General features: G+C 66.8%; 23 protein-coding genes. 18 read left to right on the top strand and 5 right to left on the bottom strand.

What is annotated here, in order from left to right; all coding sequences use genetic code 11:
- Window positions 1–129: 129 nt before the first annotated feature.
- Window positions 130–1,608 (bottom strand): MFS transporter, encoded by a 1,479-nt coding sequence (locus tag AC3A4Z_RS16380; RefSeq protein ID WP_498712718.1) that lies wholly within the window; start codon window positions 1,606–1,608, stop codon window positions 130–132.
- An 88-nt stretch (window positions 1,609–1,696) separates the two neighbouring features.
- On the opposite strand from AC3A4Z_RS16380, the gene AC3A4Z_RS16375 reads away from it, so the two are divergent.
- Together AC3A4Z_RS16375 and AC3A4Z_RS16370 are read left to right on the top strand one after the other, a co-directional pair.
- Window positions 1,697–1,978, top strand: coding sequence for a hypothetical protein (locus AC3A4Z_RS16375; RefSeq protein WP_498712717.1), 282 nt, complete (start codon window positions 1,697–1,699; stop codon window positions 1,976–1,978).
- A gap of 71 nt (window positions 1,979–2,049) precedes the next feature.
- Window positions 2,050–2,625 carry a GNAT family N-acetyltransferase gene (locus AC3A4Z_RS16370; RefSeq protein WP_493971911.1) on the top strand — a complete coding sequence of 192 codons (576 nt, stop codon included), beginning with the start codon at window positions 2,050–2,052 and terminating at the stop codon, window positions 2,623–2,625.
- Window positions 2,626–2,819: 194 nt separating this feature from the next.
- Here AC3A4Z_RS16370 and AC3A4Z_RS16365 read toward each other — a convergent pair whose 3' ends face one another.
- Window positions 2,820–3,212, bottom strand: a complete 393-nt coding sequence (locus AC3A4Z_RS16365) for a hypothetical protein (RefSeq protein ID WP_498712716.1) — start codon at window positions 3,210–3,212, stop codon at window positions 2,820–2,822.
- Window positions 3,213–3,475: 263 nt separating this feature from the next.
- Between AC3A4Z_RS16365 and AC3A4Z_RS16360 the strand changes: the two genes are divergently transcribed.
- From AC3A4Z_RS16360 to AC3A4Z_RS16345, 4 genes are read left to right on the top strand one after another with little or no spacing between them, the layout of a single operon-like run.
- Window positions 3,476–4,588, top strand: coding sequence for a PP2C family protein-serine/threonine phosphatase (locus tag AC3A4Z_RS16360; RefSeq protein WP_498712715.1), 1,113 nt, complete (start codon window positions 3,476–3,478; stop codon window positions 4,586–4,588).
- The gene (locus AC3A4Z_RS16355) at window positions 4,585–6,555 is read left to right on the top strand and encodes a glycosyltransferase family 2 protein (RefSeq protein ID WP_498712714.1); all 1,971 of its coding nucleotides are present in this window, start codon (window positions 4,585–4,587) and stop codon (window positions 6,553–6,555) included. The genes AC3A4Z_RS16360 and AC3A4Z_RS16355 overlap by 4 nt, the downstream gene beginning before the upstream one ends.
- Entirely contained in the window at window positions 6,545–6,877 is a 333-nt protein-coding gene (locus AC3A4Z_RS16350) for an STAS domain-containing protein (protein WP_498712713.1), read from the top strand. Before AC3A4Z_RS16355 ends, AC3A4Z_RS16350 begins: the two co-directional genes overlap by 11 nt.
- On the top strand, window positions 6,870–7,292 hold the full coding sequence (locus AC3A4Z_RS16345) for an ATP-binding protein (RefSeq protein WP_498712712.1): 423 nt from the start codon (window positions 6,870–6,872) through the stop codon (window positions 7,290–7,292). The genes AC3A4Z_RS16350 and AC3A4Z_RS16345 overlap by 8 nt, the downstream gene beginning before the upstream one ends.
- A 78-nt stretch (window positions 7,293–7,370) precedes the next feature.
- Here the strand turns inward: AC3A4Z_RS16345 and AC3A4Z_RS16340 are convergent, their stop codons facing one another.
- A complete protein-coding gene (locus tag AC3A4Z_RS16340) occupies window positions 7,371–8,594 on the bottom strand; it encodes a GAF domain-containing sensor histidine kinase (protein WP_498712711.1) in 1,224 nt (407 codons plus the stop codon).
- A 282-nt stretch (window positions 8,595–8,876) separates the two neighbouring features.
- On the opposite strand from AC3A4Z_RS16340, the gene uraD reads away from it, so the two are divergent.
- The 10 genes from uraD (at window position 8,877) to AC3A4Z_RS16290 (ending at window position 19,558) form a co-directional block, all read left to right on the top strand.
- Complete coding sequence (uraD, locus tag AC3A4Z_RS16335; protein WP_493971905.1) at window positions 8,877–9,374, top strand: 2-oxo-4-hydroxy-4-carboxy-5-ureidoimidazoline decarboxylase; 498 nt, start codon at window positions 8,877–8,879, stop codon at window positions 9,372–9,374.
- Complete coding sequence (gene uraH / locus AC3A4Z_RS16330; protein WP_493971904.1) at window positions 9,371–9,709, top strand: hydroxyisourate hydrolase; 339 nt, start codon at window positions 9,371–9,373, stop codon at window positions 9,707–9,709. The genes uraD and uraH overlap by 4 nt, the downstream gene beginning before the upstream one ends.
- 89 nt (window positions 9,710–9,798) lie before the next feature.
- On the top strand, window positions 9,799–10,113 hold the full coding sequence (locus tag AC3A4Z_RS16325; RefSeq protein ID WP_493971903.1) for a hypothetical protein: 315 nt from the start codon (window positions 9,799–9,801) through the stop codon (window positions 10,111–10,113).
- A gap of 58 nt (window positions 10,114–10,171) precedes the next feature.
- A complete protein-coding gene (gene purF / locus AC3A4Z_RS16320; RefSeq protein WP_493971902.1) occupies window positions 10,172–11,845 on the top strand; it encodes an amidophosphoribosyltransferase in 1,674 nt (557 codons plus the stop codon).
- Window positions 11,842–12,990 (top strand): phosphoribosylformylglycinamidine cyclo-ligase, encoded by a 1,149-nt coding sequence (gene purM, locus AC3A4Z_RS16315; RefSeq protein ID WP_050053424.1) that lies wholly within the window; start codon window positions 11,842–11,844, stop codon window positions 12,988–12,990. Before purF ends, purM begins: the two co-directional genes overlap by 4 nt.
- Before the next feature lie 215 nt (window positions 12,991–13,205).
- Window positions 13,206–13,991, top strand: a complete 786-nt coding sequence (locus AC3A4Z_RS16310; protein ID WP_498712710.1) for an ATP-binding cassette domain-containing protein — start codon at window positions 13,206–13,208, stop codon at window positions 13,989–13,991.
- The gene (locus AC3A4Z_RS16305) at window positions 13,988–14,806 is read left to right on the top strand and encodes an ABC transporter ATP-binding protein (RefSeq protein ID WP_498712709.1); all 819 of its coding nucleotides are present in this window, start codon (window positions 13,988–13,990) and stop codon (window positions 14,804–14,806) included. Before AC3A4Z_RS16310 ends, AC3A4Z_RS16305 begins: the two co-directional genes overlap by 4 nt.
- The gene (locus AC3A4Z_RS16300; RefSeq protein WP_498712708.1) at window positions 14,803–16,161 is read left to right on the top strand and encodes an MFS transporter; all 1,359 of its coding nucleotides are present in this window, start codon (window positions 14,803–14,805) and stop codon (window positions 16,159–16,161) included. Before AC3A4Z_RS16305 ends, AC3A4Z_RS16300 begins: the two co-directional genes overlap by 4 nt.
- A 212-nt stretch (window positions 16,162–16,373) precedes the next feature.
- A complete protein-coding gene (locus tag AC3A4Z_RS16295) occupies window positions 16,374–17,765 on the top strand; it encodes an ABC transporter substrate-binding protein (protein WP_498712707.1) in 1,392 nt (463 codons plus the stop codon).
- A complete protein-coding gene (locus AC3A4Z_RS16290) occupies window positions 17,765–19,558 on the top strand; it encodes an ABC transporter permease subunit (RefSeq protein WP_498712706.1) in 1,794 nt (597 codons plus the stop codon). The genes AC3A4Z_RS16295 and AC3A4Z_RS16290 overlap by 1 nt, the downstream gene beginning before the upstream one ends.
- Before the next feature lie 262 nt (window positions 19,559–19,820).
- Here the strand turns inward: AC3A4Z_RS16290 and AC3A4Z_RS16285 are convergent, their stop codons facing one another.
- Complete coding sequence (locus AC3A4Z_RS16285) at window positions 19,821–20,054, bottom strand: DUF3073 domain-containing protein (RefSeq protein ID WP_050053419.1); 234 nt, start codon at window positions 20,052–20,054, stop codon at window positions 19,821–19,823.
- Window positions 20,055–20,326: 272 nt separating this feature from the next.
- On the opposite strand from AC3A4Z_RS16285, the gene AC3A4Z_RS16280 reads away from it, so the two are divergent.
- Window positions 20,327–21,010, top strand: a complete 684-nt coding sequence (locus AC3A4Z_RS16280; RefSeq protein ID WP_498712705.1) for a septum formation family protein — start codon at window positions 20,327–20,329, stop codon at window positions 21,008–21,010.
- Between the two features lie 48 nt (window positions 21,011–21,058).
- On the opposite strand, the gene clpB is transcribed toward AC3A4Z_RS16280, so the two are convergent.
- Entirely contained in the window at window positions 21,059–23,716 is a 2,658-nt protein-coding gene (clpB, locus tag AC3A4Z_RS16275) for an ATP-dependent chaperone ClpB (RefSeq protein WP_498712704.1), read from the bottom strand.
- A gap of 162 nt (window positions 23,717–23,878) precedes the next feature.
- Between clpB and AC3A4Z_RS16270 the strand changes: the two genes are divergently transcribed.
- A complete protein-coding gene (locus tag AC3A4Z_RS16270; RefSeq protein WP_498712703.1) occupies window positions 23,879–24,262 on the top strand; it encodes a YciI family protein in 384 nt (127 codons plus the stop codon).
- The last annotated feature ends 103 nt before the right edge of the window (window positions 24,263–24,365 follow it).

Genomic DNA, 24,365 nt, shown 5'->3' with positions numbered 1-24,365 from the left:
GAACTACGTGCACGCATAAAACTGCTCCCCGGGAGTCGAAACTGAATTTCTCAGTCCAACTTCCGGGGAGCAGTTCATACGGCGGGAGCGTCCGGCATTTAACCGCACACGGTACCGTCGCGCGGCACCTCATCCAGCTGTGGTGTCCACCTTCGCCTCTGCGGCCGCCTGCTGATATTCGGCCGAGACCCTTCGGTACACCGGGGTCAGGAACGCCAGCAGCGCGGCGGCCACCATGATGAGCCCTGCGATCAGGAACACCAGGGCGATGCCGGGGGAGGTGCCCTCGCCCAGCAGCGGGGCCAACTGGGCCGCGCCGTCGACCGACCGTGCATAGGGGATGATCCAGAACTGGGCGATCGGCGCAATCAGGAATGACGTGATGGGCGCCGCCGCAGACTCAAACGCCATGGCGAAGCCGAACACCCGGCCCTGCCGTGGCAGCGGAACCACCTGCTGGATAACGGTCTGCTCGGCGGCCTCCACAACGGGCACCAGCGTCAGGTACAGCCAGATCCCGACGACGTACAGCCAGGCCCACTCCCGCAGGGTGAACACCGCGCCGAGGACACCCATGGCCACCACTGCCATAAGCAGGGTGCGCAGCGGGTTGGCCCCGAGTCCAAACTTGCTGATCAGCGCCCCACCGATCAGGAACCCGCTGGAGCCTACCGCCAGGAAAATGCCCCACAGTTCCACGGGGAACATCTCCAGGCCGTAGGGGTCCATCAGCGCCATGTAGACGCCGCCTATGAAATTGTTGAACGTGGAGAACAGGATCAGGGCGAACAGCCCGGAAATGGCCAGCACAGCGGCGTAGGAGCCGCGAAGGTCGAATCCGCCATGCGCATCGGTGGCCGCCACACGCGTTTCCTCAGGCATGCGGAGGGTGAGCAGGTGCGCAAAGGCGAGCGCGGTGAGAACGAGCGCCACCACGATGGTCCAGCCCATGCCCAGCAGCCCCACCGACAGCCCCGAGAGTACGGAGGTGATGAGGAACATCAGCCCCTGCACCATCCCCACCAGCCCGTTGGCGTTGGCCCGCCGGTCCGGCTCAATGAGAATCGTGACGGTAGTGGACAGCGCGATATTCCGCAGGTTCTCCACCACCGCGCCGATCAGGATGACCACAGTGAAAATCCAGAACGACGGCTGCGCCAGGTCCAGCAGCGACGACGCGGGCGTCAGGAGGAACATCACGCCGGACAGCACAAACATCACCAGGGTGAAGCCGGCCGCGAAGCGCATCACGGCCAGCTTGCGGTAGCGGTCCACGAAGGTGCCGAAGCTGATGCTGGACAGGGCGATCAGCAGCATGTACGCACCGCCCACCACACCGGTGGCGATCACGTTGCGGGTCTCCAGGTACACCCAGAACGTCAGGGCGAACCACAGATAGCTGGTGGTGATGTTGGCCAGGGCAGTATTCACCAGGATCCCGGCGAAGGTCCGGGACCGTTCCGCCGGGGTGCGCAGGGACGTGTCGACGGCGGGATCAGCCGGGCGCGCCGGTTCACCGTCCGTTGGCGGAGTGGCGTCTTCGTCGGCTCGGGTCCCGCCGTCCGGAGCGGCAGCAGCCCTTCCCCGGACCGGTTCCTGCTCGGTCATGCGTCCCAGTGTAGTGACGGCGGGCAGAAGCCGACAGGGTGGAAAACATAGAGAGCCCAGGTATTCCGGCACCCTTATCTCGGGCTCGGTGGTCTCGGAGCAGGCCTGGACGCAGCGGCAGAATGACCAGATCCGCGTCGGCAGCCCGGCAGTGGCCCATGCCCTCGCTGCTGAGAAGTCGCAGAGGGAGGAACAGGCGCTGGAGGCAGCAGAAAGCACCGGGGCAGACCGCGCGCAAAGACAAGACCGGTACCTTCATTTCCTTGCTCCGGTGCTGCTGTCCGGCGGAGTCCACGTACGCCTGCCGGCCACCCGGGTGGACCTCCGCAAAGTGGGGGCGTGGAGCATCGGACGGATCAGCCTCGACTGAAGGAACCGCTGAGGGGAACAAGCTGCGGGAGAACGCCCGCCGGGTTCCGCGGCGTGTGGCAGGATGGCCGCATGGTGATCGAGGTCCGTCCGGCTACCAGCTTCGAGGACGTCCGCGCGCTGGTGGGGCCTAAGCGCCCCGACGCCAACGTCTGCTGGTGCCTGAGCTACCGCATCCCCTCAAAACAGAACCAGGCGCTGCACGGCACGGAGCGCGGGGACCTCGTGAGGCAATTGGTCGCGCAGAATCCGCCGCCGGGGGTTTTGGCGTACGACGGCGGCGAGCCGGTGGGGTGGGCAGGGGTCCACCCCCGTGCGGACACCAGTTTCGCCGGCAACCGGAGGATCCCGCACGTGGACGATCTGGACGTCTGGTCCGTGTGGTGCATCCGGGTACGGCCAGGGCACCGGGGCAAGGGCATTTCGCACGAGCTCCTGAAGGGCGCCGTGGACCTGGCCAGGAGCTATGGGGCGCCTGCCATCGAGGGTTACCCAGTGGACAATCACGGGCAGAAGGTGGATCTCACCATGGCCTACGTGGGCACCAGGAAGCTCTTCGAGGACGCCGGCTTCACCAAAGCGGCGGACACGGAGTCGGTACTGAACGGCTTCCCGCGGGTACTGATGCGGCTGGATCTGCAGCGCTAGCCGGTTTGGCAGAACCAGGAGTCAGGGCTTCTTCCACCAACTGCCCGGCCATCCCTCGTCAATGGCCCACAAGGCCAGGAGCAGGGAATCCACTGTCATAAGCCCCGCGATGAGGTACGCCCACCCCGTATACCAAGCCATTGCAATCTCCTGACTGTATCCCCCAGCCACTCGATTGCTCCTAAGTGTGGCACCTAAACCGCCGCGGCGGAACGCCCCAAATCCACACTCTTGAAAAGTGCCGCCAACCTGGTCTGCGCTTCGGTCTCCAGTTTCAGGCGGCGCGTCAGCTTCTCCACCTGTGCGGACATCTCCTCACCCACGGGGAGGCGGTCCCCGGGCCAGCTGGACGACTCCCGCGACTCGGCCAGCGCCTGGGCCAGGGCATTGGCTGCGGCCCGTACCTTGCGTGAGTGGAAGTAGACCCGCAGCAGCGCCCTGCCCTTGTGCAGGGCCGCGCGCAGCAGGTCGCGCGGCGCCGCTGGTTTCACGGCGGCATGTTCCGAGCAGGCCGGTTCCGCGCAGGCCGCTTCCGCGCAGACGGCGGGAGCCGCCGTCGTATGGTTTGTGGAGTTGAGCTGTTCCATTGGCTCCGCCTTCCTGCAAGCAAGCCAGCCCCCGGACGGGTCGTCCTTGACCCTCGTCCTCGCGAAGCCGGTCCCTACCCACGAGTGTCCCGGGCCTTCCTCAACGTCCGGGCAAGCACGTCCCAAGATTTGCGCAAGATCCGGCGAGGCGGCACCAAAGGCATGGAATGTCCTGCCGCAGCCTGGAAATCAGCAGGAATGAATTCACCACGCGTGGAGCCTGCGACATGCCTCGTTGCGCTTAATACTGTAGAAGTAGACTTATGGTCTCTGCCCCCGAATCCCGCCGTGCCGTTGTCATTGAGGATGACCCGGACATCCGCGGCCTGCTGGTCCGCGTCCTGGCCAAGCAAGGCTTCGACGTGACGGAGGCCGCCGCCGGCCTGCCCGGTGTGGAGGAAGTCCGCCGCCGCCAGCCCGACCTGGTCACGCTGGACCTGAACCTGCCGGACATTGACGGCCTCGAAGTCTGCAAACGGCTCCGGGAATTCTCGGACGCCTTCATCGTGATGCTCACGGCCCGCGCCGACGAACTGGACAAGCTGACCGGACTGGACAACGGCGCGGACGAGTACATCAGCAAGCCGTTCAGCCCGCGTGAGCTGCAGTCCCGCATCAACGCCCTCTTCCGCCGCCGGCCCTCCCAGGCCGCGGATTCGGCCGCACGGAGTGAACTGGAACGCGCCACGGAGGTCCAGCAAAGCCTCCTGCCCAAGGAGGACATCCGCGTGGAGGGCTACGACGTCGCCGGCGTCTTCCGCCCCTCCCGCAGCGTCGGCGGGGACTTCTACGACTGGTACCAGACGCCCGAGGGGCTCCACCTCACCTTCGCCGATGCCATGGGCAAGGGCATGGGCGCGGCGCTCATCGCGGCAACGGTCCGCGCGGTGATGCGCTCCACCGGTCGGCGGCAGGACCTGGACGGTGCTTTCGCCTCCGCCAGCAAGGCGATCGCCACGGACCTGGACTCCTCCAACTCCTTCGTCACGTTGTTTCACGCGCGCTTGGACGCGGCGTCCGGAACCGTCAACTATGTCGACGCCGGGCACGGGCTTGCGCTGCACGTCCGGTCCGGCGGGGCTGCTGACCGGCTCCCCTCCGCCGGACCGCCGGTGGGTGCCTGGGCAGGGTCCCAGTGGCCGCAGTCCAGCCTGGAACTCGCACCGGGGGATTCCCTGGTGGTGGTCAGCGACGGCGTGCTGGACGTCTTCGACTCGGTGGAGGATTTCACCGAGGCCGTCCGCAGGGCCGCCCAAGGCCAGGATTCGGCCCAGGCAGCAAGCAGCGCCATCCTCGCCCTGGCTCCGGCCGAGACCGCGGAGGACGACGTCACGGTGGTGGTGGTCCGCCGGCTGCCTGAGGAGGCAGCAGCATGACCCGCTTCTTAACCAGGCTGGTGGTGGTGCTGACCGTTATCACCGGCGTCAACTACATCGCCTGGCGCTGGGCCGCGTCGCTGAACTGGGAAGCCTGGTGGATCGCCCTGCCCCTGGTGATCGCCGAAACCTACAGCCTGATCGACGTGATGTTGTTCGGCATGACGGTGTGGAAGCTGAAGATCCGCAAGGGCGCCCCGCCGCCACCGCCTGACGCCACCGTGGACGTCTTCATCACCACGTACAACGAAGACCTGGACATGGTGATGACCACAGCCTTGGCCGCCCAGAAGATCCGGCATCCCCACAGCACCTGGATTCTGGACGACGGCGCGCGGCCCGAGCTGAAGGCCCTCGCGGAAGAGCACGGCCTGGGCTACGTCACCCGCAGCGAGGACTGGACCGCAAACCTGCCCCGGCACGCCAAGGCCGGAAACCTGAACAACGCCCTGATGCAGACGCACGGCGAATTCCTGCTGATCCTGGACGCGGACCAGATCCCCGAGCCGGACATCCTCGAAAAGACCCTGGGCTACTTCAACAACCGCCGTGTGGCCCTGGTGCAGACGCCGCAGTACTTCAGCAACGTCCCCGCGGATGATCCCCTGGGCAGCCAGGCACCCCTCTTCTACGGCCCCATCCAGCAGGGCAAGGACGGCTGGAACGCTGCCTTCTTCTGCGGCTCCAATGCCATCCTGCGCCGCGAGGCCCTGATGCAGCTGGGCCTGGTGGGCTATGTGAAGGAAACCGAGAAGAGCATCCGCCGTGCTTTGGCCGCCTCCCGCTCAGCCATCAAGCAGGCCCGGAAGTCCGCGGACATGGAAACTCCGCTGGTGGCCCAGGTGCTGGACGAGGTGGAGGCAGCAACCCGCGAAGCCCAGAAGGAGCTCGAAGCCGGCGGCGCCCTCAGCGAGATCACCTACCGGGTGCGGCGCCGCGTGGATGCCGCCGTGCAGACCCTGGTGACGGCCGACGTCGAGGCCCTCCAGGCCGACCTCGAAGAGATCGCCGCCATGGAGCTGGCCCATGTGGGCGAGTCCGGCGTTCCCGTGGTGGCTGACGACGCCGTCCAGCGCATGTCCGCCCGTGACTGGTCGCCGCTGGGTGCTTTGGAATCCGTGCAGGCCGTCCTGGACGCCCTGTCTGTGGAGCGCAACGACGAAGCCCAGCCGGTGATGCCGCTGGCCACCATCTCCGTGACCGAGGACATGGCCACGGCCATGCGCATGCACGCGATGGGCTGGGAGAGCGTCTACCACCACGAGGTCCTGGCCTACGGGCTGGCGCCGGAGGACCTGAAAACCATGCTCACCCAGCGCCTGCGCTGGGCCCAGGGCACCATCCAGGTGCTGCTGCGCGAAAACCCGCTGGTCCAGAAGGGCCTCAGGCTCGGCCAGCGCCTCATGTACTTCGCCACCATGTGGACCTACCTGAGCGGCTACGCGGCAGTCATCTACTTCGCCGCGCCCATCATCTACCTGCTCCTGGGCATCCTGCCGGTAACGAGCCTGAGCTGGGACTTCTTCATCCGGTTCATCCCGTTTATGGTGGTCAACCAGCTGCTGTTCGCTGTTGCCGGCCGGGGCATCCCCACCTGGCGCGGCCAGCAGTACAGCCTGGCCCTTTTCCCCACCTGGATCAAGGCGTGCTCGACGGCGGCCCGGAACGTCTGGTTCGGCCGCCCCCTCGGCTTTGCCGTCACCCCCAAAGCCCGCCAGAGCGGCGGACCCAGCTGGAGCCTGATCCAGCCACAGATCGTGGTGTCGGTGCTGCTCGCGGTGGCAGCCGTCGTCGGAATCATCCGCCTGGCCGCCGGCCTGGCCGAACCGCTCGGCACCCTGGTGAACGTCGCCTGGGTCATCTTCGACCTGGTGGTCATGAGCATCCTGGTGCGCGCAGTGCTTTACAAGGGTTATGAACCGGCCGCTGATCCGGTAGTTACAGAGAGGAATCCAGATGGAGTTTAGCTATGAGGTCAAGGACTCGTATGCGGAGGTCAAGGCGGACGGGCGGCTGAACATGGTCTCGGCGCCGAAGCTGCGCGAGTTTGTCACCGACGTGATCGCCGGCGGATCCAACCGGATCGTGGTGAACCTGGAGAACACCGCGTTTATGGACTCTTCCGGCCTCGGTGCGCTGATCGGCTGCCTCAAAGCGGCCCGGCAGGCCGGCGGGGACCTTCGGATCGCATCGGTGCAGCCGCAGGTGAAGATGGTCCTGCAGCTCACCAGCATGGACAAGGTCCTGACGGCCTACGGCACGGCCGAAGAGGCGTTCAGCAATGACTGAGGTCCTGGCGTCCCGCAGCTTCCGGGGGCTCGCGGCAGAGGACGCCATCGATTCCGTCCACAATGACCTGGACAGCCTCTGGCTCGACGTCCCCTTTGTGCAGGACATGGACCAGATGACGTTTACGACGGCGGTCATCGAGTCGGCGTCGAACATTGTCCAGCACGCGGAGCCCGCGGGCCAGGAACCCGTGGAGCTCGGCGTGGACATCACCGTCCGGCCCACGCTGCTGCAGGCCCGGGTCAGTGCGTACCACGCCAAGCCCCCGTTCGGGACCATGGAACCGGCACCAGCGGACGAGGACGCCGAGTCCGGCCGGGGCCTGGCGCTGATCCGGGCGCTGGTCACCACCGTCACCTTCGAACGGCAGGACGGCACGAACACGTGGGTCCTGTCCCGGACGTCGCAGGGCTAGACCCAGCTGAGTTGTCGGACAGATACGGGGGCCTGAAGCCTGGCTAGGTCCCGGTATCTGTCCTAAGACTCCTGAGAATCAGGGCTCGTCGGGGAAAGACACCGACACCGTTGCCCCGCCGCCCGGGGTATCGCCGATGGAGAGTTCGCCGCCGTGTGCCTGGGCGATCCGGCGGCAGGTGGCCAGGCCCAGCCCTGTTCCGGGGCCGTCGCCGGGCCGGTTCAGCCGCACCAGGGGTTCCACGGCTTTACTCCGCTCGGACGGCAGGATGCCCTTGCCGTTATCGGCCACGTGGATGGTGACCCCGCGGGGGCATCTGGTGGCCGTGACTGTGACCTTGAGGTCCCGCTGCAGGTCCCGGTAGTTCACGGAGTTGGCCAGCAGGTTCTGGACCAGGGTGCGCAGCTGGGCGCGGTCCGCGTACAGCTCCGCGTCCTCGCACAAAATCCCGCTGCTCAGGCCGAGGTCCAAACCGAGGTCCTGCGCTGCGTCCGCGGTCACGGCAAGCAGGGATACCCGCTCACGGTTCAGCTGCCCGTCCGCCCTGGCGTAGTCCAGCACGTCCTCCAGGGTGCCCAGCATGCGCTGGCCGCCGCTGCCGATGTGTTCCAGGTACTCCTTGGCCGGGTGGTTATGGGGAATCCCCGGGTCATCTTCGGCCAACTCCACGTAGCCAAGGATGGTGGTGAGGGGTGCGCGGAGGTCATGGCTGACCCGGCCGGCAAATTCGGACAGCATGGCGTTGCTGCGCTCGAGCTCGGCGAGGGCCTCGTTGAGCTGCAGTGTGCGGTGCTGGAGCTCCAGAACTTCCACCACCTGATGCGCCAGCACTTCCACCAGTTCGATCTGCCCGCGCGTGGGAAGTTCAGCGGTATCGGAAAACACGCACAGCGAGCCCAGCACCAGGCCGGCGGAAGTCTTCAGCGGGACCGACGCGTAGAAGCGGACTTCCGCGATTTCCCCTGTCACAAACGGGTTGGCGGCAAAGCGAGGGTCCAGGGAGGCGTCCCGGACCACGGTGGTGCCGGGGTCCAGGAACACGTTTGCGCACATGGAATCCTCGCGGGAGCAGATCCCTGGATCGATGCCGGCGGCGGCGATCTGCAACTGCTGGCTCGAGGTGATGATGTTGACCACGCTGTAAGGCACGCCGCATAACGAGGCGGCCAGCCGGACCAGGTTGTCCAGCGCCCTCCTTGCCCTGGCATCCCTGAGTGCCGGCGTCTCGCCGTCACTGGGTATCAGCCCGTATTCCCGCAGCCCCAGCTCACGCGCGGAATCCTGATCGGTCAGCGTTTGCATAGCCGTCCCGTCCGTATTCATTTAGTGTCCCCCCAGTAAAAACTGGTCGAGCCTGCGGCTCTCCCGCGATAATACCGGCTTGGCCTGACGGCTGCTGTAGTCTCTTGACACCACCGGGACGCTCGACTTCAATATTACGTATGCTGAAATAACAGTTCCATGATGCGGAAGCCTTTACTGCGCTAACCCTGACGGGTTCTGCCGCGGCAAGGTGCCGGAAGTCCGGCCTCCGCATAGCCGTCACCATGGATGCCAGCATTTGTTACCGAGGAAGCAGCCAGCATGAAGCTTGCCGAATTCAACACTGCGGACCCGGCACGGGCCGCGGAAACCCTCAGGCCCTGCGTCGACGTCCAGCGCTGGGTGGACACCGTAGCCGCCGCCCGGCCCTTCCCCTCAAGGGAAGCTCTCCTGGCCTTTGCCGCGGAAGCAGCTGAGCCGTTCACACCGGCCGAGGTTGAGTCCGCCATGGCGCACCATCCGCGGATCGGGGAACGTCCGACGGCGGCCACCACCGAAGCGTCCATGTCCCGTTCCGAGCAGGCAGGCGTAGACCCCGCGGACGCCGGCGTTGCGCAGGCATTGGCCCAGGGCAACAAGGACTACGAGGAGAAGTTCGGCCGGGTCTTCCTGATCCGCGCCGCCGGACGCACCGCCCCGGAAATCCTGCAGGCCCTGAAAGAACGGCTTGCCAACTCCCCCGCCGAAGAAGACACCATCGTGGCACAGCAGCTGCGTGAGATTGCCGTTCTGCGGCTCGAAGGACTGATCACCGAATGAGCGTTTCCCACGTCACCACCCACATCCTCGACACCGGGGCCGGACGTCCGGCGGCGGGGGTCGCCGTCGTGCTTTACAAAAACGACGGCGGCAGCTGGCAGAAGCTGGCCGGCTCCACCACCGACGCGGACGGGCGGGCGAAGGACCTGGGCCCGGAGCAGCTGGAGGCGGGGCACTACAAGCTGAACTTCGCCACCGGCAGCTACTACGCCGGGCTGCAGACCGCAACGTTCTTCCCCGAGGTGGACCTGGTGTTCGAAGTCACCGGCCCCGAGCACTACCACGTTCCGCTCCTGCTCAGCCCGTTCGCCTACTCCACGTACCGCGGCAGCTGACCCCCGCTTTGCGCTATCACTTACGGTTCCCATTCCGGGGTTTTGGCAGCCGTAAGTGATGGGGCAACACGGAAATGTAGGCTTGATGCATGCCTTCTGAACAACCCGCCGCCGAGCGCCGCGAGGTCACCGTCCGCCGCGCACCCAAATATGTGCCGTTCCTGATCCTGGGCGCACTGGTGGGCGCGGCGGTTGCGGCCGCGGTAGCATACGGCCTGCCCGCAACCCCGGAGTTCGACCCCGGCTCGGTGTTCGGGTTCTTCCTGGTGCTCTTCGCGGGCGCCGGCGCCATCCTGGGCGCCGCGCTGGCGCTGGTCCTGGACCGCCGCAGTGTCAAACGGCAGCAGCGGGCAGTGGTGGAAGCGGTTCCCGACTCCGAACCGGATCCGGACAACGGGCAGTAGCCCGGTCACAAACGGACGGCCGGAAAAGTCCTACCGCATCTCGTGAGATAATCGACCAGTGGCACGCGGCGATGGAAAACTTTCTCATGATCTTCTCCCTGGCGAAAAAGGCCCGCAGGACGCCTGCGGCGTTTTTGGGGTCTGGGCACCAGGCGAAGAAGTAGCAAAACTAACCTATTACGGGCTGTATGCACTGCAGCACCGCGGTCAGGAGTCGGCTGGTATAGCCACCAGCGACGGCAACCGGATCAACGTCTATAAGGACATGGGGCTCGTCTCCCAGGTCTTCGACGAGACCACCCTGAACACCCTCACCGGGCACCTCGCCGTGGGGCACTGCCGCTACTCCACCACCGGAGCCAGCCACTGGGCCAACGCCCAGCCCACGCTCGGCGCCACCAGCACCGGCACCGTGGCCCTGGCCCACAACGGCAACCTCACCAACACCGCCGAGCTTAACGCCATGATCCAGGAACGCAACGGCGGCCAGCTCACCGGCGAAATGAAGCAGGGCAACACTTCGGACACCGCCTTGGTCACGGCCCTCCTCGAAGGCGAGCCGGGCAAGACCCTCGAAGAGACCGCCATCGAACTCCTGCCCAAGATCAAGGGCGGCTTCTGCTTCGTCTTTATGGACGAGGGCACCCTGTACGCCGCCCGCGACACCTACGGCATCCGCCCGCTGGTCCTGGGCCGGCTGGAGCGCGGCTGGGTGGTCGCCTCGGAGCAGTCCGCGCTGGCCACCGTGGGTGCGAGCTTTATCCGCGAGATCGAGCCGGGCGAGTTCATCGCCATCGACGAGCAGGGCGTACGGTCCAAGCGCTTCGCCGAGCCGACGCCGGCCGGTTGCGTTTTCGAGTACGTCTACCTTGCCCGCCCGGATGCCGCCATCGCCGGCCGTTCCGTGTACGAGTCCCGCGTGGAAATGGGCCGCCAGCTGGCCCGCGAGAACACGCAGGTCGCGGACATCGTGATCCCCGTCCCGGAATCCGGCACCCCCGCCGCGGTGGGCTACGCCGAAGAATCCGGCATCCCCTTCGCCCACGGCTTCGTCAAAAACTCCTACGTGGGCCGGACCTTCATCCAGCCCTCGCAGACCCTCCGCCAGCTGGGTATCCGGCTCAAGCTCAACGCCCTCGAGTCCGTGATCCGCGGCAAGCGCGTGGTGGTGGTGGATGACTCGATCGTCCGCGGCAACACCCAGCGCGCCATCGTCCGGATGCTCCGCGAAGCCGGTGCCGCCGCCGTCCACGTCAAGATTTCCTCCCCGCCGGTGCAGTGGCCCTGCTTCTACGGCATCGACTTCGCCTCGCGTGCCGAGCTGATCGCCAACGGCGCCACCATCGAAGAGATCTCCCAGGCCATCGGCGCCGATTCGCTGGCCTACATCTCCGAGGACGGCATGATCGGCGCCACCCGCCAGCCGCGGGAGCGCCTCTGCACCGCCTGCTTCACGGGCAAGTACCCCATCGAACTGCCAGGCTCGGACAAGCTGGGCAAGAACCTGCTGGAGCGCACGGACCTCGGCGGCTTGAAGCCCTCGCCGTCCGCGCTTCCGGGCCAAACCGCCGCCCTCGCCGTGGATTCCGAAGAGGACCCGGCCGAGAAGGCCGGCGCCACCGGCTGCGATCCCGGGCCGGACTCCGAATTCGAGAATCTGCTGACCGAAGCCGACCTTGTGCCAGACGTGCACGCCGCCACCACCGGCGCTGACAAGAAAGAGTCCGTATGACTTCCGCTGCCCCCGCCTCCGGCAACACCTCCGGCATCACCTACGCCTCCGCAGGCGTTGACGTTGAAGCCGGCGACCGCGCCGTCGAGCTGATGAAGGGCGCCGTCAAGGCCACCCACAACTCCTCGGTGATCGGTGGGGTGGGCGGCTTCGCAGGCCTCTACGACGTCTCCCGGCTCCTGACCTACAAGAAGCCGCTGCTGGCCACCTCCACTGACGGCGTGGGCACCAAGGTTGCCATCGCCCAGGCCATGGACATCCACGACACCATCGGGTTCGACCTCGTGGGCATGGTGGTGGACGACATCGTGGTGGTGGGTGCAGAGCCGCTGTACATGACTGACTACATTGCCTGCGGCAAGGTGGTGCCCGAGCGCATCGCCGATATTGTCCGCGGCATCGCCGCCGCCTGCTCCGTTGCCGGCACGGCACTGGTGGGCGGCGAAACCGCCGAGCACCCCGGCCTGCTGGGCGAGCACGAATACGACGTCGCGGGCGCAGCCACGGGCGTGGTTGAAGCCGACCAGCTCCTGGGACCGGACCGCGTCCGCGCCGGGGATGTTGTCATCGGCATGGCATCCTCCGGCCTGCACTCCAACGGCTACTCCCTGGTCCGCCGCGTGATCAACCACGCCGGCTGGGCACTGGACCGCCAGGTATCCGAACTCGGCCGCACCCTGGGCGAGGAGCTCCTCGAGCCCACCCGCGTCTACGCTGCCGACTGCCTCGACCTTGCCCGCGCCTTCCCCGTCACCGGAACTTCCGCTGTTCACGGCTTCAGCCACGTCACCGGCGGCGGCCTCGCCGCCAACCTGGCACGCGTCCTCCCCCAGGGCCTGGTGGCCACAGTGGACCGTGCCACCTGGGAACTGCCGGCCATCTTCAAGCTGGTATCCGAGCTGGGCAACGTCCCGCTGGCAGACCTCGAACGCACCCTGAACCTGGGTGTGGGCATGGTGGCCATCGTGTCCGCCGACGCCGCCGACGCCGCGGTGTCCCGCCTCAACGACCGCGGCCTGCCGTCCTGGATCATGGGCACGGTCACCGAGGACTCGGATTCCATCCTCAAGTCCGGCCCGGATTACGTGCAGGGCGCCAAGGGCGTAGACGGCGGCGCCGTCCGCCTGGTCAACGCCTACGCCTAGATTTCCCAATAATGCGGGCGGTTGCTTCGAGCAGCCGCCCGCATTTTTTGTGCCGGATTCCGCAACCCGCCATCACCTCCCGCAGCACACCGCCCAACCCGCCACCACCTTGGCTCTGCCAGAGCTACATGAACCTAATGCACGGTTGCGTAATTGAGAACCATTCTTGTTAGGATGAAGTCGTTCCCGAAACCCTGCCACGAAACGACGTTCCGATGCCTGCACCCGCCCTGTCCGTGAAGAACCTCGCGCTCTCGCACGCCGGGCGCCGGCTGGTGCATCCCCTGACGTTCTCCATCCAGCGGGCTGAGAGCGTTGCCCTGCTGGGAGCCTCAGGATCCGGGAAGTCACTGACAGCCTCAGCCCTCACCCGGACAGTGCCGGAAGGAATCACGGCAAGCGGGGAAATTTCCTTTGGGACGGCCTCCGGGCCAGAGGACCGCGGAAGCGCGGCGGGCAAAACAGGCGCAGCCTTGATCAGCCAGGATCCGCAGACCTCCCTGAATCCGCTGGTGCCGGTGGGCAAACAGTTGATGATCCCCCTGCAGCGGGGTCTCAGCCGTACCGAAGCGCGGCGTGAGGCGGCGCTCCTGCTGGCCCGGGCCGGGCTCCCGCAGCCGACGGAGATCATGCGGCGCTATACCGGCGAGCTGTCGGGCGGGCAGCTGCAGAGGGTATGCATCGCCCTGGCGTTGGCCTGCCGCACGGAGGTCCTGGTGGCGGACGAACCCACCACAGCCCTGGACGCGGTCACCACGCAGGCTGTCCTCGCGAGCCTCCGCGCCTGGGTGTCCGAGGGCCGCAGCCTGCTCTTCATCACGCACAATCTGGCAGCAGCGGCAGCCGTGTGCAGCCGAGCCCTCGTGATGGAAGACGGGCACGTCGTCGAAGATGCCCCGATGGCCGAGCTACTGCGGAACCCCCGGCATGCCTACACCAAGCGCCTGGTGCGGGCCGCCATGACAACGCCGCCGCATGCAGGAACGGCTGTGGCAGCATGACCGGGGCCCTCAGCGCGGATGGCATCTCCTTCAGGTACCCCAAGTCCTTCGAGTACCCCAGCCGCAGGCTCCGCGGCAGCCAAGCAGCCCATACCCTCCACAACGTCACCCTGAGCCTCACTCCTGGAGCGGGTACCGCGCTGGTGGGAAGCTCGGGCTCCGGAAAGTCCACGCTGGTCCGGGTCATGCTCGGCCTGGCAAAGCCATCCAGCGGCACCGTCACCCTTGGCGGGCGTGCAGTAAGGCCCGGACCGGCCCGAAGCCTTCGCTGGTACCGGCGCTCGGTGCAGTACGTCCCGCAGAATCCGGCCGGCAGCCTGGACCCGAGGATGACCGTATCGCAACTGCTGCGCGAACCACTGCGGCAGTTGCGGGTGGAGGGCAACCACCGGGACCTCGCCGGCCAGGCGCTGGAACGCGTGGAGTTGCCCGCCCGGGTAATGAACCACCGGCCGGGCGAGCTGTCCGGCGGCCAGAACCAGCGGGTGGCGATCGCCCGCGCCCTGGCGGTGAAACCCGCGTACCTGCTGGCTGACGAACCCGTCAGCGGCCTGGACCTGCCCCTGCGCGATGCCGTCCTCGAGCTCCTCGACCGACTGGTGCACGAAGGCCTGGGCCTGCTCCTGGTCACCCATGACCTTGCCACCGCCGCCAGGATGTGCGGGAGCACGGCCGTCCTGTCCAAGGGCAGCATCGTTGAAGAAGGACCAACGGACCACGTGCTGGCACATCCCTCAAGTCCCGCCGCCCACGCCCTGGTGCAGGCGGCCGCTGCCATGAACCTTCCATCAGCTGTCCCGGCGGCTGCCCTGTGACCGCCCTCGGCACTGCCGGCAAGGCGGCAACAACAAAGCTGCGGCCGGCCCCCGGCCTGCTTCTCGCCAGCCAGCTCATCTTTAATATCGGCTTCTACGCAGTGGTGCCGTTCCTGGCACTGGTGATGACCCGGGACTTCGGTATGACCGCCACTGCCGTGGGCGTGGTGCTGGGCGCCAGGGTCTTCAGCCAGCAAGGACTTTTCCTGGTGGGCGGGATGATCACGGACCGGTGGGGCCCTCGCCGCGTCATGCTGGTGGGCTGCCTGGTCCGCATCTGCGGCTACCTCACCCTGGCCCTGGCCGGCAGCTTTCCGCTGTTCCTCCTCGGCGCTGTCCTCACCGGAATGGGCGGCGCATTGTTCTCACCGGCGCTGGAGTCCCTGGTGGGCGGGGCAGAAGAACGACGGCGGAACACCAGCGGGAAGGCACCGGGACTTTTTGCGCTCCTCGCCATCTGCGGGGAAATCGGCGCCGTTGCCGGCCCGCTGGCAGGCGCCCTGCTGTTGGGCCTGTCCTTCAGCTGGGCAGCGCTGGCCGGGGCCGCGGTCTTTGCCGTGATGACCGGCGTTCTATGGCAGGGCATCCCTGCGGGAGCAGTAAAACCCGCTCCCGGCAACCTGGATTCCGCCCCCTTGGATTCCGCCACCCCCCTTGCCGCCGCCGCACAGAGTGACGGCGGGCCGCAAGGTGACACCGCGTCCCAGGGCACCGGGGGGCCGCAGGGTGCTGGCAGCATGCACGGTGATGGCGTCCCGGCGATGCTGCGGGACAAACGCTTCGTAACCTTCGCAGCCCTCTACAGCGTGAACCTCCTGGCCTACAACCAGCTCTACTTCGGCCTTCCCATCGAGCTGACCCGGAGCGGCGCAGGACCGGAGGCACTTGCCGGCCTGTTCGCCGTCGCGTCCCTTATGACCGTGGCGCTGCAGTGGCCCATTTCCCGGCTGACGCACCGGCTGGGTCCAGGGCGTGCGCTCACCGTGGGCTTCACGCTCAAGGGCCTGGCGTTCGCCACCATGGCAGTGCTCGCCCAGTATCCGGCCACCGGCCCGCTGCAACTGCTTCCGCCGTTGCTGCTGGTGGCGGGGCTCTGCCTGGGGCACATGTGCATCGGACCGGTGGCCATGCCGCTGGTCCTGGACTTTGCCCGCGGCCGAAGCTCCGGCATCTACTACGGACTCCTGGCCAGCATGGGCGGCTGTGCGGTGCTGTTGGGCAACTTCGTCCTCGGACCGCTTTACTCGGGCGCCACCCAGCCGGGCCCCGACGCCGTTTGGCCCTGGGCGGTGATGGCGGCACTCACGGCGATTCCCGCCGTCGGACTTTCCAGGCTCCTGCCCCCACAACGCTGAACCCTCAAACTCAAGGCCAGGGGCATCCAGCACCTGCCTCTCCACTGCACCTTCAATCTGCGGAACAGGTAATCAACGTGCCCAAAAGACGATCCAAAACGTGCCTAGCCACACTTGCAACCCTCCTGCTGGCCACAAGCTTGACCGGATGCTTCGCCGGAACCAACCAGGCTGCGGACAGCAGAAACGGGGAGGACCGGATTAAGCTGGCCATGCTCCAGCCACCCCGTTCCGGCTTGTCACCCCTGAGCGACGACGCCTTTAAGCTTTCCCGCTGGAAGACCGCCGAAACCCTGGTGGTGCTCGATGATCTGGGCGAAGCCGTGCCCTCGCTGGCGACCGGATGGGAGCAGATTGATGAGATTTCGTGGCGCTTCACGCTGCGGGACGGTGTGCAGTTCCACGACGGATCGGCCATGACATCCGCGGAAGTTGTTGCTTCGCTGACTGCTGCAGCACAGGCGAGCCCCAAGCCGAGGATCCTGGATGGGGTGGAGCTCACAGCCCGGGCGGATGGTCCAGCCGCCGTGACCATCACGACGGCGGTTCCCGATCCTTTGCTGCCCCAGCGGCTGTCCAGCCCCCAGCTGGCCATCCTGGCGGGCTCAGCCTACAAGGATGGCGTAGTCAATCCGGTGAACGCCGGTACCGGGCCCTTCCGGCTGGTTTCAGTGGACGGCACCTCGTCTGCGAGGCTGGACCGCTTCGACGGCTATTGGGGCGAGCAGGCGGAAGCCGATGGCGTGGACGTGCAGTTCGTTCCGGACGGAACAGCCCGGGCAGCCGCACTGCGGACCGGTGATGCGGACATCGTGGAAGCCATCCCCGTGGGCCAGGTCGCCCAAATCGACCCCGCACTGGTGCACGAGGTTCCCACGCCACGCACTAACACGCTGTACCTCAATACGTCCTCCGGTCCCTTTGCCGACCCGGCCGTCCGCGCCGCAGCAAGGCAGGCAATCGACGCCGGCACCATCGTGGACCGGGTTTATGAAGGCCGGGCAGACCAAGCTGCCGGATTGCTCGGCCCGGCCCTCCCCTGGGCAGCCGGGGAGCGGAACAGTGAAGTCTACGCCGCAGCGTTGGCCGGCCGGGTTGCCGCCACCGCTGTGAAGGGGACCGCCATAAGGCTCGGCACCTTCACGGACCGTGCAGAACTGCCCGAGGTGGCCGTCCAGCTGGAGCAGCAGCTTGAAGCCGCAGGATTTGTCGTGGAGCAGGATGTCCGCGAGTACCAGCACATCGAGGCAGATGCTCTTGCGGGCTCATTCGATGCGTTCATCCTCTCCCGCGCCACGGTCCTGGATTCCGGGGACCCCGTTGCCTACCTCTACAGCGATTTCTCCTGCGCCGGCTCCTTCAACATCTCCCAGTTCTGCGATCCCGCGGTTGATGCCGCCCTGGCCAAAGCCGCCGGTATGCCCGCCGGGCCGGGGCGCCGGACCGCCATCGCCGCGGCGGAAAGCCTCATCCTGGCCCGCGACGCCGCCATCCCGCTGCTCCACGAACGTGTCCTCCAAGGCGAATCCATCCGCGTGCAAGGAGTGGAGCGGGACCCCCGGGAGCGTGCCCTGATCACCGGCAGGACCGGGGTCACGGACTGATGCCCGCCACCGGCTCCCTAAAAACTACTGCCTCGCGGGCCGCAGCCCTGCTCGGCCTGGTGGCACTGATCGGCATGCTGCCGTGGCTGTCCGGCCGCGGCGCCGAATACACCATCCTCCGTGCGAGGTATGCGGACCGGGAGCCCACACCCGAGGCCTTGGCCGCCATCCGCAGCGAACTGGGCCTCGACCAAGGCCCTGTCGCCATGCTGCTGGCGTGGGTCCAAGCGATCCTCGCCGGTGACTTCGGCAGCTCCTGGATCAGCAACATGCCGGTGCTGCCCGGAGTAGCAGCCGCCTTGGGTGTGTCGGTGACGCTGATGGGGTTTGCCATCACTGCGGCCGTACTCATCGCCCTGCTGATCTGCGGACCTGCCGTGATGCAAGGCCTCCGGCAGCGGCACCGGCCGGCGCCGGGGGCTTTGGCCGCCGCGCTCACGTCACTGCCGGAGTTCCTCCTCGCATCCATGTTGCTTGTGGCAGATGCCGTCTGGCTCAGATGGTTCCCTCCGTACGGCTGGCAGGGCCCCGAATACGCCATCCTGCCCGCCCTCTCGCTGGGGATTCCCGCGGGCGGCCTGATCGGCCTGCTCCTGGCCGACGCGCTGCGTGCCGGATTCGGCGAGAAATGGGTGATCACCTGGCGCCTCGCCGGTGCTGGCAGCCTCACGTTGGCCGCGGCAGTGCTTCGGCGCGCGCTGCCGGCCGTGCTGCCCCAGGTGGGGCTGGTCCTCATCGGCCTGACCGGCGGGGCAGTTGCGGTGGAAAAGGTATACGCCATCCCGGGCCTGGGGCGCGCGCTCCTCGGAGCCGCCAGCGCCCAGGACATCCCCACGCTTCAGGCGGGGATGCTGGCGCTGATGGGGCTCGCACTGCTGGTGGGAACATTGACGACGGCGGCGCGGTACCTTCTGATCGGCCCTGCGGTCCGCTTCGGCACACTTGCGCTTCCTGCACCGCCCCAGGCACGGCACCGCGGGCAGCTCGTCGGGCCGGCGGCCGCTGCCGCCGCCTTGCTGTTGATCATCGGGGCCGGGCTGCTCCGCGATCCCTACACCTCTGCCCATCCCCGCCTGGCCGCGCCCGCATGGGCATTGCCGTTTGGAGCGGATGCAAGCGGCCGCGACTTGCTGGCCCGGGTTGGTCACGGCGCATTGGGAACCCTGGGGACCGCGATGGCAGTCGCCTTGGTCTGCCTGGCCGTGGGAATCGCCGTCGGCCTGTTCCCGCGCGCGGCCACCGGCCCCCTCGAGGTCACCAACGCGGCGCCGCCCATCCTCGCCGGCCTGGTGGTTGCAGCAATTACCGGCCCCTCCGCGCAGGGAGCTGCGCTGGCTGTAGCTGCCGTAAGCTGGGCGCCGCTGGCGGCGCACACCGCTGCCCTGGCCCAGGAAGCCCGCGCACAGCCATACGTGCAGGTCCTCCCGGTGCTGGGGGTGGGCCGGACCCGGATCATGCTCCGCTATATCCTGCCGGCCGTGATCCGGCCATTGGTGCGCCACGCGATGCTGCGCCTGCCGGGTATCGCCCTGGCCCTGGCTGCGCTCGGATTCCTTGGCCTGGGTCCGCAGCCGCCGTCGCCGGAATGGGGCCTGATCCTGGCAGAAGGGATCGGCTACGTCGAACGCGCACCGTGGGCCGTGCTGGCACCGGCGGCAACCCTGGTCCTCGCTTCGGTGCCGGCGGTGGGGCTGGCTGGTATCGGAAGCGGAGCTGTGGTGGCGGCGCAAGCCGGAGGTGATGGGGCGTTGCCCAGCTTCCCACAGGAGGTGACGGGGCGTCTGCCAATTTAATGCGGGAGGTGACGGGGCGTTCCCCTGGCCCCGGCATCTTGGCCGCTAACCCAGGAATAGCAAAAGCCCGCTGCCTGCGCCGGTGTTTCGGCGCGGGCAGCGGGCTCTATAACTGAGGTCAGCACCCGGGATCCGCCCGGACCCGGGTACCAAAAAAGAAGCGTTGCACTGGTCCAATGAACAGACCCGGATCAAAGACTTGGATCCGTTCGTGCGACGGCGTCACAGGGCTGCCAAGTACGGCAACAGCACATTGCGACAACTAGCCGATCCGACGGGTGTCTACCTCGTCGTCGTCTTCTTCCAAATCATCCGCGTACTTATCCACATAAGCCGAATAATCCGGTTCAACCGGCTCATTCGCATAATGGCTCGTGGCACGACTGCCTGGACCCGTCAGCTCACGCTGAAGTGCCGAGTAGTCAGTGTTCGGGGAGTAGTACTTGATATCCCGAGCCTGCTTGGTAGCTTTTGCCTTTTGACGGCCGCGCCCCATGGCGTGACCCCCTTTTGTACTTGGACCGGAGGTGGTCACCTTGGCGTAGGTGAGGCCCCGGAATGTTTGGTCAATTTGTCGTACACCTAGATTACATGCTTTCGGCTGGCCCTGCTTGCCACTTGCTGGCCACGCCGGTCACATGCAGTACCATTCCGGCCCAAACACGGCCGGTATTCGGCTTTTTTCTTCGGTAGAGTCGATTCAGCAACTGCTGGTGCCGGCCGGCAAACAGACTGCCCGCGCGGAGAAATCGCAGGAGGATCCACCCCGTGAACCACCAGGACGTCCCGCCCAAGCCCAGCTCGCCGCCTACCGCAGGCCTCCCCAAGGTCCCCGCCGCTGAGTATGGCGTACCGGCGGCAGAACCGACCATAAAGGACCAAGGCCAGGCAAACCATCCCGGTGGACCGGACGATGGCCGGAAGCAGGAAAACCGAAGGAGACTCTGGAAGGCATTCTTCGTCGTCGTGCTGCTCGCGGTGATTGGATCGCTGGTGTGGCTCACCCTGTGGCTGAACTCCAATGGCGGCCCTGAAACAACCGATACCGCCGCCCTGGGAGTGCTGGAGACAACCGTCACGCCTCCGGCAACCCCGTTGCCACTGCCCCGCGAGGTGGAGCCTGCCAATTATGCGCTGGGCGACTGCTTCACGGATTTCGACCCGGAGGCGCTGAGATCCACGGCAGTGCCGTGCGACACCGGCCACTCCGCCCAGCTGGTGGCGGTGTTCCGCTACCCCGAAAAAACCGACTACCCAGGCGCCGAGGCCCTCAAGGCCAAGGCCCTGGAAACCTGCCAGGCGGCAAAACTGGGGCCTGCCGCAGACCAGTTCACACTGAATTACGAGCGAAGCTTTCCCAGCTCCACCAGCTGGGAGTCAGGGGACCGAAGGCTGGACTGCTACGTAACCTCCCCCGGCGGGAACAACGTTAACGCGAGCGTGCTGCCCTAGCGCTTCACAGCACCAGGACAGCACGCAGGCCTTGCGGGCTAAGTACACCTAGTCTTTTCGGCGGACCACCAGCCCTGTTCCCGGAACCGGGCCGCCGCCCGGACCGGACAGCGCCTCGAGTCCTTCGATAGTGAGCTCGTCCACGTCCGTGGCCGTGTCCACCACCACCGTGTCCCCGTCGGCGATGTCGCCGGACAGGATGGCCTTGGCCAGGCGGTCGCCGATCTCCCGCTGGACCAGCCGGCGCAGCGGCCGGGCGCCGTAGGCGGAATCGAATCCGGACATGGCCAGCCAGGCGCGGGCGCCTTCGGTGACGTCAAGGGTGAGCCGGCGCTCGTGCAGCCTCCGGCCCAGCTCAGCCACCTGAAGCTCCACGATGTGGGCCAGGTCTTCCACTGACAGCGGATCGAACAGCACCACCTCGTCCAGCCGGTTGAGGAACTCCGGCTTGAAGGAAGCGTTCACGGTGGCCATCACGGCGTTCCGCTTGGCCTCGGAATCCAGCGACGGGTCCACCAGGAACTGGCTGCCCAGGTTGGAGGTCAGCACCAGGATGGCATTCCGGAAGTCCACGGTGCGGCCCTGGCCGTCGGTGAGGCGGCCGTCGTCGAGCACCTGCAGGAGGATATCGAAGACCTCAGGGTGGGCCTTCTCCACCTCGTCCAGCAGAATGACCGAGTAGGGGCGCCGGCGGACGGCTTCGGTGAGCTGGCCGCCCTCCTCGTAGCCCACGTATCCCGGAGGGGCACCCACGAGCCGGGCCACCGAGTGCTTCTCGCCGTACTCGGACATGTCGATCCGCACCATGGCGCGTTCGTCGTCGAACAGGAAGTCCGCCAGGGCCTTGGCCAGCTCGGTCTTGCCGACGCCGGTGGGACCCAGGAACAGGAACGAGCCGGTGGGCCGGTTGGGATCGCTGATGCCGGCCCGGGCGCGCCGCACGGCGTCGGACACCGCGGTGACGGCCTTCTTCTGGCCAATCAGCCGCTTCCCGAGCTCCTCCTCCATGTGCAGCAGCTTCTGGCTTTCACCCTGCAGCATGCGGCCGGCCGGGATGCCGGTCCAGGCGGAAATGACCTCGGCGATATCGTCCGCGGTCACCTGTTCGGCCACCATCTGTGAGGATTTATCGGCGACGGCGGCTTCGGCTTCCGCCGCAGCGTTCAGCTCGCGCTCGAGCGCCGGGATTTCGCCGTACTGGATGCGCGACGTCGTCTCCAGGTCACCTTCGCGGTAGGCCTTGTCAGCGGCGCTGCGGAGTTCGTCCAGCTTCGCCTTCAGGTCGCCCACCCGGTTGAGGCCGGCCTTTTCGGCCTCCCAGCGGGCGTTCAGGGCAGCGAGTTCCTCTTCCTTGTCCGCTTTGTCCGCGCGGAGCGCCGCGAGGCGTTCCACGGAGGCGGCGTCCGTTTCCCCTTCCAGGGCCAGCTCCTCCATGGTGAGCCGGTCCACGGCGCGGCGGAGCTGGTCGATCTCCTCGGGGGCGGAGTCGATCTCCATCCGGAGCCGGGACGCGGCCTCGTCCACGAGGTCGATGGCCTTGTCCGGCAGCTGGCGGCCGGAAATGTAGCGGTTGGACAAGGTGGCGGCGGCAACCAGGGCGGAGTCGGCAATGGCCACCTTGTGGTGCGCCTCGTAGCGCTCCTTCAGGCCGCGCAGGATACCGATGGTGTCCTCGACGCTGGGCTCCCCCACGTACACCTGCTGGAAACGGCGCTCCAGGGCCGGGTCCTTTTCGATGTTCTCGCGGTACTCATCCAGCGTGGTGGCACCGATCAGCCGCAGCTCGCCGCGCGCCAGCATGGGCTTGAGCATATTGCCCGCATCCATGGAGGAATCCCCGGTTGCCCCGGCGCCCACCACTGTGTGGATCTCGTCAATGAAGGTGACGACCTGGCCCTCGGAGTTCTTGATCTCCTCAAGGACAGCCTTGAGCCGCTCCTCGAACTCGCCGCGGTACTTGGCGCCGGCCACCATGGACGCGAGGTCCAGGGCGATCAGGGTTTTGCCGCGAAGGCTTTCCGGTACGTCACCGGCCACAATGCGCTGTGCCAGGCCTTCCACCACGGCAGTTTTGCCCACGCCGGGCTCGCCGATGATCACGGGGTTGTTCTTGGTACGGCGGCTCAGGACCTGGACGATCCGGCGGATTTCCGTGTCACGGCCGATGACGGGGTCCAGCTTCCCGGCCCGGGCCATCGCAGTGAGGTCGGTGCCGAACTTCTCCAGCGACTGGAAGGTGTTCTCCGGGTCCGGGTTGGTGACCTTCCGGTCGCCGCGGACACCCGGCAGGGCGGCGAGCAAAGCCTCATGGGAGGCACCGGCGTCGCGCAGCAAGCGCCCTGCCGCATCATTTCCGGCCGAGAGCCCCAGGAGAAGCACTTCGGTGGAGACGAAGGTATCGCCCAGGCGGTCCGCTTCCTCCTTGGCGTTTTGGATGGCCTGCAGGGCCGGACGGGACAGCTGGGCCTGCTGGCTGGAACCGCCGGAGGTGGCGGGCAAGGCCTTGATGGCGCTGCTCGCCTGGACGCTGACGGCGTCCGGGTCCGCGCCGGTGGCGCGCAGAAGTGCCACGGCGACGCCTTCGCGCTGGTCCATGAGGGCCTTGAGCAGGTGGGCGGGCTCCACCTGGGGATTGCCAATGGTGGAGGCGTTCATGGCGGCAGCCGAAAGAGCCTCCTGGCTCTTGGTGGTGAACTTGACGTCCAAAGAGAGCTCCTTTCAGGGGCAGTTGGTCTAACTTGAGTCTACTACGCTCAACTTTGGTTTGGTGCAGATTATTTCCGAACTCACAACCAATTTTTTGACCGGCCGGGACGCTCCTCGATCTGGCTGTTCCCCTGACCTTAAGATGCCCCTAGGATCGGGCGTGTGACCGGGGCGGACGGTGCCGCCGGCGCATTGCAGACGGGACAGGCAATGAAAAAGTTTGTTGTTCTCTACATCGCACCCCAATCTGCCCAGGCGCAGATGGCCGAGAGCACGCCGGAAGCCGCCCAGGAGGGGATGAAGGCCTGGATGGCCTGGGCCGAACGGGCCGGCGATGGCATCGTGGACCTCGGGACTCCGCTCGGGGCCGGCAAGGAGATCACCGCAACCGGTTCGTCAGACACCAACACCGGGCTGGGCGGCTACACGATCCTCCAGGCGGAGGATCTCGCCGGAGCCGAGAAGCTGCTGGAGGGCCATCCCCACCTCATGATGCCGGGCGCCAGCATCCAGGTGTACGAGACGCTCGATCTTCCGGGCATGTAGGCCCGCGGCACATCACTGACCAGGACCGCAAAGCAACCGGCGGGTGATTCCCCCCAGAAGCCGCCCGCCGGTTGCTTATCCGCCCTTTGCCGAGTTTACCGGC

The organism is Arthrobacter sp. Soil_C_49, assembly GCF_057656635.1.
This window is presented reverse-complemented; position numbering and strand designations above follow the sequence as displayed.